Below are 14,177 nucleotides of genomic sequence, written 5' to 3'. Positions count from 1 at the left end.
ATGCCGTCCTTCCCCGCGCCGACAGGAAGGACAACTGTAACGTGTTCTACTTCTTGCTGTCACCGTCTGGGCGATTGAGGAACACGACCCCGCGGTCGAGATCTACAAGGCGCGGCGGCGCGCCGTCCTGCTCTTCCTCACGCATCAGGGACTGCGTCACCCGTTGATCGAGTTCGACCCGCTTGCCGCCGTGGAGGAATGCCGTGAACTCGTCGAACGCCACCCCGGAGAAGGGTGCGCCCGACTTCTTCGAGCGCCGGATCCGGCGCCAGAGCAACTCCATGATCGCCAGCGCGACGAGGAGCATGGCCAAGGCGGGCAGCGACACTCCCCACATCATCTCCATGCCTGGCCAACGGGCGGCGGTAGGCACTCGTTCCGGCCCACAGGACGAGATTTGTCGCTCGCTTATCACCCGCAGGGGTGAGTTTTTGTGTTACCGGCGGTCACAGACGACTACAACGTCATTACTCGAGTCCGCTGACGTCGCACTATCGGACGAGTGACCGGGCGTGGAGGCGTGGATGGTGAACAACATCGACCACCGCCAGGTGCGACCGACAGGAGCGGTTGTCACCGGGCGGTCGACGGAAGGCGGGCTGGGCATCGCCTTGGTCGACTCGGTTCCGCTTGTTCGCGAGGGCCTGTCCGCCCTGGTGATGCGGACGAGGGGACTGCGGTGGGTGGGCGCGGCGGGCAGCCCGCACGCGGCACTGCAACTGTGTGAACGGTTCCGGCCGCACGCGGTGATCATCGACTCGGGCCTCGACCCGCGGTGGCACCTGTCCCGGATGCTGATCGGCAACGACTCGGACCTCGGCGTCCTGCTGATGATCCGGGAGGCGCAGCGCAACACGCAGTACATCGCGGGAGCGATAGCCGCGGGCGTGCACGGCGTGATCTCCCGGCGCAGCGAGCCGCCGCAGCTGATCCAGGCGATCCAGCGCGTGCACGCCGAACGCCGGTACATCGATCCGACGCTGGCGCCCGCACTCGGCACCCCGAAGGGCAAGGGCGGCGGACCGGTGATGGCCATCCACGGCCAGCAGCCGCTGTCCCGGCGCGAGTACCAGGTGCTGCAGCTGATCGCGGACGGCTTGGAGAACCAGGCGATCGCCAAGGTGCTGTACGTATCCGTGGAGACGGTTCGCACTCATGTGAAGAGCATCCTGCGCAAGCTGTCCGCACGAGACCGCACGCACGCCGTCGCGGTGGCCTTCCGCTCCGGCGTGCTCACGGTGAACCAGGAAGACCACCCGTACTGACCCCCGCCCAGAGCGTCTGGTTCACCACATCGGCGGGATCCGCTTGCCCGGGTTACCGGCAAGTAATATCCTGTTGTTACCGGCGAGTAGCACAAGTCTGCCCCGGAAACGCAGACACACAGGGGAGCGACCCAATGGCCCACTACAAGAGCAACGTTCGCGACCTGGAGTTCAACCTCTTCGAGGTGTTCAAAGTCCAGGAGCGGCTCGGCACGGGACCGTTCGCGGAGGCGGACGAGGACACGGCGCGTGGCGTGCTGTCGGAGCTGAACAAGGTGGCCGTCGGCCCCCTCGCGGACTCCTTCGTCGACGGTGACCGGCAGGGCACCACGTACGACCCGAAGACGTTCTCGGTGACGCTCCCCGAGAGCTTCAAGAAGTCCTACCAGGCGCTGTGGGACGGCGAGTGGTACCGGATCGGCCTGAGCAACGAGCTCGGCGGCCTCGGCATCCCGCCGTCGGTGACCTGGGCGGCGGCCGAGCTGATCCTCGGCTCGAACCCGGCGCTGTTCATGTACATGGCCGGGCCGAACTTCGCCGAGGTCGTGCACCGCAACGGCAACGACGAGCAGAAGCACTGGGCCGAGCTGATGATCGACCAGGGCTGGGGCGCCACGATGGTGCTGACCGAGCCGGACGCGGGCTCGGACGTCGGCGCCGCGCGCACCAAGGCCGTGCTGCAGGAGGACGGCAGCTGGCACCTGGACGGCGTGAAGCGCTTCATCACCTCCGCCGACCAGGACATGACCGACAACATCATGCACCTGGTGCTGGCCCGCCCGGAAGGCCCCGGCATCGAGACGAGGCCGGGCACGAAGGGCCTGAGCCTCTTCCTGGTCCCGAAGTTCCACTTCGACTCGCGGACGGGCGAACGAGGCGAGCGCAACGGCGCCTTCGTGACCAACGTCGAGCACAAGATGGGCCTGAACGCGTCGGCCACCTGTGAGCTGACCTTCGGCCAGCACGGCACCCCGGCGGTGGGCTGGCTGCTCGGCGACGTGCACGACGGCATCGCGCAGATGTTCCAGGTGATCGAGTACGCCCGGATGATGGTCGGCACGAAGGCCATCGCGACGCTGTCGACCGGCTACCTGAACGCGCTGGACTACGCCAAGGAGCGCGTGCAGGGCGCGGACCTGCCGAACATGCTCAACAAGGCGGCGCCCCGCGTGACCATCACGCACCACCCGGAGGTGCGCCGCAGCCTCATGCTGCAGAAGGCGTATGCCGAAGGCCTGCGCGCGGTGTACCTGTACACCGCGACCTTCCAGGACCGCATCGCGCTCGGCGAGGACACGGACCTGAACTCCAGGATCAACGACCTGCTGCTGCCGATCGTGAAGGGCGTCGGCTCGGAGCGCGCCTACGAGCAGCTGACCCAGTCGCTGCAGATCCTCGGCGGTTCCGGCTTCCTGCAGGACTACCCGATCGAGCAGTACATCAGGGACGCCAAGATCGACTCGCTGTACGAGGGAACGACGGCGATCCAGTCCCTCGACTTCTTCTTCCGCAAGATCGTCCGCGACAAGGGCCAGGCACTGGCCTTCGTGGCCGGGGAGATCAACAACTTCCTGGCGGAAGAAGGCGGGAACGGCAGGCTGAAGGAAGAGCGCGCGGCTCTCAAGCAGGCCCTCGAGGACGTCCAGGGCATCATCGGCGCCCTGATCGGCCACCTGACCAGCTCACAGGAAGACCCGCAGAACATCAACAAGGTCGGCCAGCACACGGTCCGCCTGCTGCTGGCAACCGGTGACCTGCTGATCGGCTGGCAGCTGCTGCGCCAGGCAGAGGTGGCGCTCGGCGCGCTGTCCGGCGAGGTCTCCGCCCGCGACAAGGCGTTCTACGAGGGCAAGGTGGCCGTGGCGTCGTTCTTCGCACGCAACGTCCTGCCCGAGCTCTCCGCAGGCCGCAAGATCGTGGAAGCCGCCGACAACTCCCTGATGGAGATCGACGAAGCAGCCTTCTGAGACCCCCGCTCCCGCGGCGGAGAAGGGCGGCGATCCCTGGCGGGGGATCGCCGCCCTTTTGTCCGCATGGGACGCGGCCGGGCGTTCTCAGCGGCTGGCCCGAACGCACCGAAGGTGCCTTCGTCAAATCTGGTTGTCCACAACCCACCAGTAACCCTTTGACCAGGCCTTATCCCCGGTAGACTGGAGCAGGGACGCCCCCCGGGTTGGGTGGGGGACTGTTTATGGGGGCGTTGGGGTTCGAACTGGGTGCTGGGCGCTCAGGCAGGCGGGGTTCCCGGGCAAATGATCTTGGGCTGGGGGTTGTACTTCACCGTGCGGGTTTCGCGGCGGACCTCACGGCCGTTGAGGTCCTTGATGATGCGGGTGTCCGTCGCCGTGAACCCCGGGGCCCCGTTGCTCGGCGAGCAGTTCTGCGCCGGACCTGCTTTCTCCGCGGGCTGGGTCGGGTTGGTGTCCGGACCGGTCACCGAGTCCACCTGGTAGCGCTTGGTTCCCCAGATCTTCACCGTGATCGACTTCGACGTCCACGCCGTCTGGATCGCGATACCCGTCTGGGCGTCGTTGGCGAACTTCAGGTCGATCACGCTCTTGCCGCTGTGGTCCTGGAAGACCGTTGCCTCACGGGCCTTGTGGTAGCGGCTGATGTAGTAGCTGTGTTCCTTGTGCTCGACGTTCTTCAGGCCCGCGAAGTAGGACGCGTTGTAGAGCGTCGTCGCGAACTGGGAGATGCCGCCACCGACTTCGCGGCCGGGGGCACCGTCCTTGATCACGCCTGCTTCCACGTACCCCTGTGCCGCGCCGCGGGGGCCGGTGAAGCCGTTGAGGCTGAAGGTGTCGCCTGGCTTCACGATCGCCCCGTTGACCTTCTGGGCCACCATTCGGATGTTCACGCCGGAGTCCGTCGCGAAGCCGTTGGTGGTGAACTCGCCGATGACCTCTTTGATGCCCAGCGCGTTGGCCTGTTCCGTGGTCACCTTCGCCGGCTTCACCGTGTACTGCAGCTTCAGTTCGCGGCCGTCCTGCTTCTGGGCGACCTCGACGAACGGCACCAGGCTCGGTTCCCAGTTCACCGTCTTGCCGTCTTCCGACGGGTGCACGGTGGGCTTGCCGCCTTCGAAGACGATGGTGGCGTCCTTGCCCTCTTTCTCCGTCGACTTCAGCTGCGGTCCGGCCGCTTCGGCGACTTTCGCGTTGTCGACCTTGCCGACCAGCTTGTCCTCCGCCGGTTCGAAGCGGAGCGCCGCGGCCACCTGCACCGGTGTCAGCGTCGCGTCCTTGCCTTCGCCCTTCAGCACGATCGGCCCGGACGTGGCGGCCTTGGCCTGCTCGAACGCGGCTTTCACGGCGTCCGGCGAGACCTTCACCGGGGTCACCGCCACCGGCAGTTCGATCGGCTTGCCCTTGACCCAGTCGGCCACGATCTGGTCGACCGCCGCCTGCTGGTCGAGCTTGCGGCCCTGCTTCGCGTCGACGATCGCCGGGGTGGCGCCGTCGAACTTGATGCTGCCTTCGACCGGGTCCTGGTCGACCTTGCCCCGCACCTCGTCGACCGCGGTGGTCAGCGCCTTCTGGTCGGTCTGGGTGGTGAACCCGACCTCGCGGTTGCCGAAGAACGACGTCAGGCGGGTGACCGGGTTGATCGGCTGCTCGCCCGCCGCGTCGAGGGTCTTGGTCCAGTCGGGGGTCAGCCCCGCCTTCGCCGGTTCCAGCTCCGTGGTGACGTCACCGGCCTTGAGCTGGACCGGGTGGTTGAGGCGCGGCTCGATCTCGTCGCGGAGCTTCTTCTCGGCCGCTGCCCGGCTCATCCCGCCGACCTCGACACCGGCGACCGTGACGCCCCGTGGCACGTTGCCCTGGCTGACCAGCACGTCGACGAGGTAGAGAACACCGAGCACACCGACGACCGCGCCTGCCGCGAGGCCGGCCTTGCGCAGGCTCCTCTTCTTGCGGTCCGGCGCCGGTTCGGCCTCGGGCTGCTCGTCCGCCCACCGGGCGGTCGGCTCGTCGTACGCGGACGACGCCTGGAACGGGGGCACGTCGTGCGGAGACATCGGGGCAGGCGACGGCTGCACGCGGACGGGCGGCAGGACATCCGTCTGTTCGCTGTGCGACTCCGGCCAGTGGTGCTGTTCCGGCAAGGCTCAATCCTCCGCGGGACTACAAGTACAGCCCGGTTCCGTGTTCGGTGCGTTCGCTGGCGATGGCGTGCACGTCGCGCTCGCGCATGACCAGGTAGGTCTGCGCCTGAACCTCGACTTCGAGCTGGTCTTCGGGGTTGAACAGGACCCGGTCGCCGATCTTGACCTGCCGGACGCTGTTGCCGACCCCCAGTACGTCGCCCCACGCCAGCCGCTTGGCCATCTGCGCGGTTGCCGGGATGACGATGCCGCCTGTGCTCCGCCGTTCCCCATCCTCGGGCGATATCCGCACGAGCACGCGGTCGTGCAGCATCTGGATCTCGAGTTTGAGTTCGGACACGTCAGGAATCGTACTTGTCCGCCGAATGGGACCGAAAAGTGCACGGCACCTTATCAGTCGTCCATTCCCCCCAACATCAACGGCAAACGACGCGGACCGGACTGCTCCACCCGGATCGGCACACCCCAGTCCTGCCTGGTCAGGCGGCACGCGGGGTGGTCGATCGCGGGATCATCGTCACAGCTGGCCGCCTGCGCGACCACATGCAGCACGCCCATGTCAACTCCCTCAGCCAACACAAGCCGCCTGCTGAGAGTTGTACTCGTGCCCGCGCCGTCGACCAGCAATTCCGGTGGTGAGGACGTGATCTCCAACCTGGTCGACGGGCCGTACCGCTCGTCGAGCTTCTGGCCGGGTGGTGGCTGGAACACGACAGTGAGGTCGACCTCACCGGGAGCCAACACGGTCGGCGGCCGTGTGACCTGGTGCGCCTTGCCCGCGACCAACTGCTCGTTGTCACCGGGCGAGACAGGCCACTCCAACCGGTGCGCGGCGGACGCCACGACCACGAGCTTGCCGTCTACGACAGCCGCGCCGGACGGCTCCTTGATGCCGTCGGCGAGCGTCGAGACCTGGCCGGTCGCCGGGTCGTAACGGCGGATCGCGCCGTTGTACGTGTCGGCGATCGCGACGCTCCCGTCGCCAAGGACGGTGACGCCGAGGGGGTGCTGCAGCAGCGCCTGGTCGCCGTCGCCGTCGCGGTGCCCGAAGTCGAAGAGGCCCTTGCCGACCGCGGTGTGCACGACGTGGTCGGTGTCGATCCAGCGCAACGCGGACGTCTCGGAGTCCACGAGCCACAACCGGTCGTCGGTCGCGGCGAGCCCGGACGTCTGCGCGAAGAAGGCCTCCGCCGCGGGGCCGTCGTGCAGGCCTTCGACGGTCGTGCCCGCGTACCGGGTGACGGTCGCGGCGATCGGGTCGAACGCGCTGAGGGTGTGGTTGCCAGCCATCGCGATGATGATCTTCCCGTCCCACCACGCGACATCCCACGGGCTGGACAGGTCGATCTCGCCGGCCGGGCCGTCGGTCGGCCCGTCGCGCCACTGCTCACCGGTGCCCGCGACCGTGGTCACCTCGCCGGTGTCCAGGTTCACCCCGCGCAGCAGGTGGTTGACGGTGTCGGCGACCACGGCGTGGTACCCCGTCTTCACCGCGATGTCGGTTGGCAGCACAACGATCCCGGACGGCTCCGAGAAACTCGGGGCGCCGCCGTTGGACCGTCCCCTTTGGCCTGTGCCGATCCGCCGGACGAGCGTCTCCCCGTCGGGCTCGAGCTCGGCCACGCTGTGGTTGGCGGCGTCGGCGACGAGCAGCGTCCCTTGTGGCGCAACGACGACCTTCGACGGAAACCGCAACTCGGTGTGTTCGCGCTCCGGCGGGGAGTACGGCCCGTCGCCGCGGTGCAGCGTGCCCTTCGCCTCGTGCTCGGCGACCAGCTCACGGACCACCCGGCTGAGCGCCTCGGCATGCCCCTCACCCGCCGCGTGGTGGACCACGTACCCCTCGGGGTCGATCAGCACGAGGGTCGGCCATGCCTTGACCGCGTAGTTCTGCCACGTGGCGAGCTTGGGGTCGTCGAGCACGGGGTGGTGGACCTCATAGCGCTCGACAGCGGCAGCGAGCGCCTCCGGATCCGCCTCGTGCACGAACTTGGGCGAATGCACCCCGATCGTGACGAGGACGTCGGCGTACTCCTCCTCCAGCGGCCGCAGCTCGTCGAGCACGTGCAGGCAGTTGATGCAGCAGAACGTCCAGAAGTCCAGCAGCACGATCTTGCCGCGCAGGTCCGCGAGGCGGACGTCCTTGTCACCGGTGTTCAGCCAGCCGCGGCCGACGAGTTCCGGCGCCCGCACGCGAGCCCGCCGCTTGGTCGAAGAGGTCACGGACGCAGTCAACACCAGGTGAGCAGGCTCTGTTCCAACCGTCCACCCACTGGTCCCGTTCGATCGGCCGAATCGCCACTGCCGTCGCCTCGGCGCAGTTTTCCGTCGTCGGCTAGGCGAAGCCCGCCCAACACCCCTCGTTCTAGCGCACAGAGCTGGGGCCGAGCACCGCTGCGCCGAGCTCGGTCACCCTGGCTTTCAGGCCCCGGTCGGCGGTGACGACGTAGCAGGTCCTGTCCGCGCCCTCGGTGCGGACGAGGTCCACTATGGCGTCGTCGCCGTCGCCCGAGGTGGACGCGGGGACCACGCGGATCGTGTCGGAGGACTCCACACCGCGTGCCTTGCCTTCCACGACCATCACCACGTCGACCGGTGGTTGTACGCCTGGGACGCCCGTGGTTGGCACGTCTGTGAGGGCGTCGCGGAGGCGTTCCGTCGCGCCGAACCTGTCACGCCACCAGCCGTCCGGGACCGAGCCGACCACGTTGGCGGCGTCGATGATCAGCAACGGGGTCATCATGTCTCCGCCTCAGTTGCGTCTGAGCATCCGGGTCAGGCCCGCCGCCGCGGTGGTCGCCAGCACCCAGCCGGTGGCGATCAGGCCGGTCGCCACCCATTGCGAGGCTCCCGGTGCCTGCCAGCGATTCTTGTTGCCGAAGTCGATGATCGGCACGATCAGGTCGAGGGTGTACAGCACCGGGTTCCAGATCAGCGTGTCGTCGGAGTTGATCTCGTTCGGCTCGCCGCGCAGCGCGAACCAGACGCTGCCGAGCACAAGGCACAGCAACAGCCACACCAACGCGCGGGTCGGCCGGTAGCCGTAGCCGACCATCGAGCGTTGCAGCCAGCTCCACAATCGCACGCCCGGCCAGAGGACACGCATTCCTTCCGCCAGTGCGGCGTAACGCCACCGGTGCTTCTCGATCAGGACTGTGGCCGCGTGTTCCTCGTTGCCCGTCGCCCGGAACACCGCGGCGAGTTGGTCGTACGGGCCGGGGCTGTACTGGCCCTGCATCGAGGTGCGCAGCCACCGTAATCGGGTCCGGACCTTCTTGTCGTCCTTCAGGTCGATGGGGACGGCCAACGCCTCGTAGCGGAAGTCCTCCAGGTCGATGCGGCCTGTTCCGTCCCAGAACTTCTCGTTGTCCGCCAACGAAGCACACCGCGCGTGCCGCAATGTCACACGGCCGCGTGGCGCTTGGCCGACAGTCAGCACGACTTCCTGCGCGACCATGCCGTGCGCGTTCAACGCCGTGCCGCCGAGGCCCGAGCCGAGGATCGCACCGTCGAAGTTGGCCTCGCGGCCGATCTCCGCGCGGTGCATCCGGACGCCGCCGTGCGCCGCGAACGGGCGGTGCCCGGCGGCGAGGATCAGGTCACGCCCGACCGTCGCGGCACGGATGTCGACCGACGGCGCCACCGCGCCGGTGCGCAAGTTCTTGCCCGGCTCGGTCAACCGGGAGCCACGCAGGTCCATGTTCGCGCCGATCTTGGCGCCCTGCAAGGAAAGACAGCCCGCTGCCTCGATGAACCGGCCGTCCAGGTTGCTGCCGACGGACATCCGCCTGCCGAGGATCACGTCCGAGTCGGGGTTGCGCAGGTTCGTGCCGTCGAGCATCAGGTTGCCGCTGATCGACACGTCGACCAGCCGCGCCTGCCCGGCCATCCGCATCGACCGCGCGTCGAAGTCGCCGCTGATCTGTGTTCCGTCGAGGTGCAGCGCCCGGTGCGGCCACGGCGGGTCCTGGTCGCCGGACACGTCGATGTCCGCACTGGACAGTCGCAGGGACCCGCCGATGACGCCGTTGACGATCCGCAGGGTCCCGTTCGACCGCAGACCGCGGTCCAGTTCGAGGTTGCCCTCCACCCTGAGCCGGTCGGCGATCAGCGTCGCGCTCACGTCGAAGCCCGGGTCGCCGGTGACCTCGGTACCGGTCGTGTCGCCGTGGTTGAGTTCGGCGCCGCGCAGCGAGAAGTCGCTCTCCACCCTGGTCGCGGGCAGGAACACCCAGCCGGTTGACGAGAACCGGGCGCCGGTGTTGACGTCGATGCCGCACAACAGGTTCCCGCCGACGTGCAGACCGTAGCCGTTGAGCGCGTAGCCATCGGCGTTGTCCAGGACGGCACCGGAGAAGTTCACGTTGCCGCCCGCGCGCAGGCCGGGCATCCGGATCTCACCGCGCGCGACCAGGTTGTTGGCGAGCAACGTGCCCGCGCAGACCAGCCGGTCCGCTTGCAGCGCGCGGCCGGTGTGGTTGCCGATCCTGCTGTCGGCCAGATTCAGCGATCCCTCGATCTGGGTGTCGACGAGGTCGACCGTCGAACCATCCACAGTGGAGGAAACGAGGACGAGGTCGTTGTCGCACCGCATGTTCTTGGCCTGCAGTCCGGGCAGCCAGCAGTCCCGGAACTCCAGTCCGGCCAGTTTGGCCTGCCGCAGGTCGGGTGGGAGCTCGAAGCGGCAGCGGACGAACTCGAGGACGTACGGGAACTCCAACGCCCGCAGGTTCAACAGGCCGGTGAGGAAGCGGTCCTCCACGACGATCACCGGCGGGCTCGCGGGCCTGCGACGGAACCGCAGGCCCGCGCCGTCCGGCTCGACCACCCGGCGGACCACGTCCGTGGCGGACATGTGGGCCCATTTGCCGGGATTCGGATCGGACACGTCCAGGCGTGGCGACTCCTCGGGTGCGGAGCCGCCACGGTTGCCCGACAAACCCTCAGTCCTTGCGCAGCACGCGGGACAGGAACGCCTTGGTGCGTTCGTGTTCGGGCGACCGGATCACGTCTTCCGGCTTGCCTGCCTCGACGACGACACCGCCGTCCATGAACACCACCGAATCGGCGACCTCGCGCGCGAACTCCATCTCGTGCGTGACGACGACCATCGTCATGCCGTCCTTGGCGAGCTGACGCATGACAGCGAGCACGTCGCCGACCAGTTCCGGGTCGAGCGCGGAGGTCGGCTCGTCGAACAGCATCAGCTTGGGCTGCATGGCCAACGCCCTCGCGATGGCGACACGCTGCTGCTGGCCGCCGGAGAGCTGACGCGGGTAGTTCTTCGCCTTGTCGGCCAGCCCCACCTGGTCGAGCAGCTCCGCCCCGCGCGCACGGGCCTGCGCCTTGGATTCGCCCTTGACCTGCACCGGCGCCTCGATCACGTTCTCGAGCGCGGTCATGTGCGGGAACAGGTTGAAGCGCTGGAAGACCATACCGATCTCCCTGCGCTTGTGCGCGACCTCGTTCTCTTTGAGCTCGTAGAGCTTGTCGCCGCGCTGCTGGTAGCCGACGAGTTCGCCGTCCACCGACAGCCTGCCCGCGTCCACCTTCTCCAGGTGGTTGATGCAGCGCAGGAAGGTGGACTTGCCGGAGCCGGACGGCCCGATGATGCACATCACCTCACCGGGCTGGACTTCCAGGTCGATGCCCTTGAGCACCTCGAGACGGCCGAAGCGCTTGCAGACGCCCTCGGCCTTCACCATCGGGTTCACTGGCGATCCTTTCCGCCGCCGAACCGGAAGCCGAACATCCGGCTGGCCCAGCCGGTCGTCTGGATCGTCGACTGGGAGAACTTGCGTTCGATGAAGCCCTGGAACACCGTCAGCACGCTGGTGCAGACCAGGTACCAGATCGCCGTGACGACCAGCAGCGGGATGACCTTGTAGTTCTGCGCGTAGATCTGCTGCGCGACGACCGTCAGCTCGGTGTACCCGATCACGACGACCAGCGACGTGGTCTTCAACATCGAGATCACCTGGTTGCCGGTCGGCGGGATGATCACGCGCATCGCCTGCGGCAGCACGATCCGGCGCAGGGTCTTGCCCCTGGTCATGCCCAGTGCGCCTGCGGCCTCGTTCTGGCCCTCGTCCACCGACGAGATACCCGCGCGGACGATCTCGGCCATGTACGCGGCCTCGTTGAGGCCGAGCCCGAGCAGTGCCGCGACCGGCACGGTGATCGTCGCGGTCGTCTGCCACGTGACGAACTCGGGGCCGAACGGGATGCCGAGCCCGAACGTCGGGTACAGCGCGCCGAGGTTCGCCCAGAAGATCAACTGGGTGATCAGCGGTGTGCCGCGGAACAGCCAGATGTACACGCCCGCGGCACCGGACAGCACCGGGTTGGGTGACAGCCGCATGATCGCGAGCACGATCCCGCCGATGATGCCGATGGCCATCGAGCCGACGGTCAGCAGCAGCGTGGTGACCAGGCCGTTGGCGATCCGGGTGTCGAACAGGTACGGCCCGACCAGCTCCCAGTGGAAGTTCGGGTTGACGATGATGCTGCGGACCGCCAACGCGGCGAGCGCGAGCACGATCGCACCGCCGATCCAGCGGCCGACGTGCCGCACCGGAACCGCTTTGACCGGTTCCGGGCGGCGTTCTTCGGTTGACAAAGACAAGGGAATCTCCAGATCAGCCCGCCGGTGCGGGGTTCACCTCAGACTTGGTGACCGCGCCCTGCTGAACGCCCCACTTCTCCAGGATCTTCTTGTACGTGCCGTCGTCGATCAGCGCCTGGATGGCACCCTGGATCGCTTTGGCGTAGTCACCCTTGCCCTTGGGCAGCGCGAGGCCGTAAGGAGCGCTGTCGTAGACCTGGCCGAACTGCTCGAGCTGGCCGTTGGTCATCTTGAGCGCGTAGTCGACGACCGGCGAGTCGGCCAGCATGCCCTGGACCCGCTTGGACGTCAGCGCCAGGTTGGCGTCGGTCTGGTTCTGGAACTGCTGGACGTTGATGTCCGGCTGGCCTGCCGCCTTGCACTTGGCCGTGCGGGCCTCCAGGTCGTCGACCTGGACGGTGCCCTTCTGGACGGCGACGTTCTTGCCGCACAGCGTGTCCAGCGTCAGCTTGTCCGGGTTGCCCTTCAGCACGGCACCCGAGGTGCCCGCGCTGAAGTACGACACCATGTCGACTTCCTTGAGGCGGTCGGCGTTGACGGTCAACGACGACATCGCGGCCTCGTACCGGCCGGACGCGAGCCCGGCGATGATGCCGTCGAACGCCGTGTTCTCGTACTGGACCTCGACGCCGAGCTTCTGCCCGATGGCCTTGCCGAGGTCGACGTCCATACCGACGGCCTTGCCGTTCTCGACGAACTCGTTCGGCGGGTAGCTCTGGTCCTGTCCGATCAGGATCTTGCCGTCGGTCTTGATGTCCGCGGGCAGCAGCGCCGCGAGCTTGTCGTCCTTGGTCGCCGTCGGGATCTCCGCTGACGAGCTGTTGCCGGGCGCCCCACCACCGCTGCCGGGGTTGTCTTGCACGGTTCCGCACGCGGCCGCCAGCGTCGCCAGTGCCACCGTGGGCAACAGGGCGAGCACCTTGTGCCTGGTCCGTAGCGCCACAGGTCACTCCTTCTCTTGGTCAAGTGTCCGCATACTGCCACTTGTCAGCGCTCGTTCCCAGCAAGCACCCGTTACGACCTGGTCACCGACCAGCCGATTGGCTGATCTGCTTCGCCGAGCCGGTGTGTCGCCTACGATTCTGACAGTGACCAGAAGATCGCTGCCGCCGTCGAAGGTGCTGGGGACGATGCTCGCCGGGGCGGTCGGTGACGCGCTCGGTGCCTCGATCGAGTTCGACTCCATCGAAGGCATCAGGCAGCGGTACGGCCCGCACGGACTGCGGGACTACGCCGTCAACGGCGACATCACCGACGACACCCAGATGACGCTGTTCACCCTGGAAGGCCTGATCAGGGCGCACGCCGGGCTGCGGCGCGGCACGGCGATCGACCTGACCATGGTCATCCAGCACGCCTACCAGCGGTGGCACCACACGCAGGGCACGCCGTGGGAGCGCTGCGGCGGCGTGTTCGCGCAGCAGTCGGCGGAGCCGGACGGCTGGCTGATCACCAACCAGGGGCTGTTCCACCGGCGTGCGCCGGGCAGCACGTGCCTGGCGTCGTTGCGGGCGTTCATGAACTCCGGCGAACCGACCACGCCGGACCGGCGGATCAACGACTCCAAGGGCTGCGGCGGCGTGATGCGGGCGGCGCCGGTGGCGTTCTGGTCGGAGGACCCGGCGGAGATCTTCGACATCGCCGTGCGGAGCGCCGCACTCACCCACGGCCATCCCAGCGGCTTCCTGTCCGCGGGCGTGCTGGCGGTGGTCGTCAGCGAACTGCTCGAAGGCACGGCGCTGCCGGACGCGATCACGGTGGCTCGGGAACACCTGCTGCGCTGGGACGACCACCAGGAGCAGCTGGATATTTTGGACAAAGCGGTCGAACTGTCCCCGCACAAGCCCGATCCGGAGACCATCGCGGCGGAACTCGGCGGCGGCTGGGTCGGCGAGGAGGCCCTCGCGATCGCGGTGTGCGCGGCCCTCGCGGCCGACGACATGACCGAAGGCCTGCTGATGGCCGTCAACCACTCCGGCGACAGCGACTCGACCGGCGCGATCTGCGGCAACATCCTCGGCGCCGCATGGGGCATCGACGCGATCCCGGCCGCGTGGCTGGCCCAGCTGGAGCTGCGCGAGGTGGTCGAACGCCTGAGCCTCGACGCCGTCGTGGAGTTCGGGCCGAAGCCGTTGCGCGACGCTGCCTGGTACGCCCGCTACCCGGACTGGTGAGGCAC

Annotated in this window: 12 protein-coding genes; 3 read left to right on the top strand and 9 right to left on the bottom strand. The window is 67.8% G+C overall.

What is annotated here, in order from left to right; translation table 11 throughout:
* Positions 1 to 46 precede the first annotated feature (46 nt).
* Positions 47 to 328, bottom strand: a complete 282-nt coding sequence (locus tag ALI144C_RS43795) for a DUF6191 domain-containing protein (RefSeq protein ID WP_441297606.1) — start codon at positions 326 to 328, stop codon at positions 47 to 49.
* Between the two features lie 196 nt (positions 329 to 524).
* Here ALI144C_RS43795 and ALI144C_RS43790 point away from each other — a divergent pair, with 196 nt between their 5' ends.
* Both ALI144C_RS43790 and ALI144C_RS43785 read left to right on the top strand, forming a co-directional pair.
* The gene (locus tag ALI144C_RS43790; RefSeq protein ID WP_083753992.1) at positions 525 to 1,265 is read left to right on the top strand and encodes a response regulator transcription factor; all 741 of its coding nucleotides are present in this window, start codon (positions 525 to 527) and stop codon (positions 1,263 to 1,265) included.
* Between the two features lie 134 nt (positions 1,266 to 1,399).
* Positions 1,400 to 3,232, top strand: a complete 1,833-nt coding sequence (locus ALI144C_RS43785) for an acyl-CoA dehydrogenase (RefSeq protein WP_076993167.1) — start codon at positions 1,400 to 1,402, stop codon at positions 3,230 to 3,232.
* Between the two features lie 260 nt (positions 3,233 to 3,492).
* Here ALI144C_RS43785 and ALI144C_RS43780 read toward each other — a convergent pair whose 3' ends face one another.
* From ALI144C_RS43780 to ALI144C_RS43745, 8 genes are all read right to left on the bottom strand, one after another.
* Positions 3,493 to 5,373 (bottom strand): VanW family protein, encoded by a 1,881-nt coding sequence (locus ALI144C_RS43780; RefSeq protein ID WP_076993166.1) that lies wholly within the window; start codon positions 5,371 to 5,373, stop codon positions 3,493 to 3,495.
* A 19-nt stretch (positions 5,374 to 5,392) separates the two neighbouring features.
* Positions 5,393 to 5,686, bottom strand: coding sequence for a GroES family chaperonin (locus ALI144C_RS43775; RefSeq protein WP_083472926.1), 294 nt, complete (start codon positions 5,684 to 5,686; stop codon positions 5,393 to 5,395).
* Positions 5,687 to 5,766: 80 nt separating this feature from the next.
* Complete coding sequence (locus tag ALI144C_RS43770; RefSeq protein ID WP_076993718.1) at positions 5,767 to 7,566, bottom strand: NHL domain-containing thioredoxin family protein; 1,800 nt, start codon at positions 7,564 to 7,566, stop codon at positions 5,767 to 5,769.
* A 172-nt stretch (positions 7,567 to 7,738) separates the two neighbouring features.
* A complete protein-coding gene (locus ALI144C_RS43765; RefSeq protein WP_076993717.1) occupies positions 7,739 to 8,113 on the bottom strand; it encodes an NTP pyrophosphohydrolase in 375 nt (124 codons plus the stop codon).
* A gap of 12 nt (positions 8,114 to 8,125) precedes the next feature.
* Complete coding sequence (locus ALI144C_RS43760) at positions 8,126 to 10,312, bottom strand: hypothetical protein (RefSeq protein WP_237774603.1); 2,187 nt, start codon at positions 10,310 to 10,312, stop codon at positions 8,126 to 8,128.
* Between the two features lie 4 nt (positions 10,313 to 10,316).
* Complete coding sequence (locus tag ALI144C_RS43755) at positions 10,317 to 11,078, bottom strand: amino acid ABC transporter ATP-binding protein (protein ID WP_076993715.1); 762 nt, start codon at positions 11,076 to 11,078, stop codon at positions 10,317 to 10,319.
* A gap of 5 nt (positions 11,079 to 11,083) precedes the next feature.
* On the bottom strand, positions 11,084 to 11,992 hold the full coding sequence (locus ALI144C_RS43750) for an amino acid ABC transporter permease (RefSeq protein ID WP_083753916.1): 909 nt from the start codon (positions 11,990 to 11,992) through the stop codon (positions 11,084 to 11,086).
* Positions 11,993 to 12,011: 19 nt separating this feature from the next.
* Positions 12,012 to 12,941, bottom strand: a complete 930-nt coding sequence (locus tag ALI144C_RS43745; RefSeq protein ID WP_143231218.1) for an ABC transporter substrate-binding protein — start codon at positions 12,939 to 12,941, stop codon at positions 12,012 to 12,014.
* Between the two features lie 145 nt (positions 12,942 to 13,086).
* Between ALI144C_RS43745 and ALI144C_RS43740 the strand changes: the two genes are divergently transcribed.
* Positions 13,087 to 14,172 (top strand): ADP-ribosylglycohydrolase family protein, encoded by a 1,086-nt coding sequence (locus tag ALI144C_RS43740; RefSeq protein ID WP_083753915.1) that lies wholly within the window; start codon positions 13,087 to 13,089, stop codon positions 14,170 to 14,172.
* Positions 14,173 to 14,177 lie beyond the last annotated feature (5 nt).

This window comes from Actinosynnema sp. ALI-1.44 (assembly GCF_001984155.1).
Classification (GTDB): Bacteria; Actinomycetota; Actinomycetes; order Mycobacteriales; family Pseudonocardiaceae; genus Kibdelosporangium.
The sequence above is the reverse complement of the archived record's forward strand: the minus strand, read 5'-3'. Positions and strand labels throughout refer to the sequence as shown.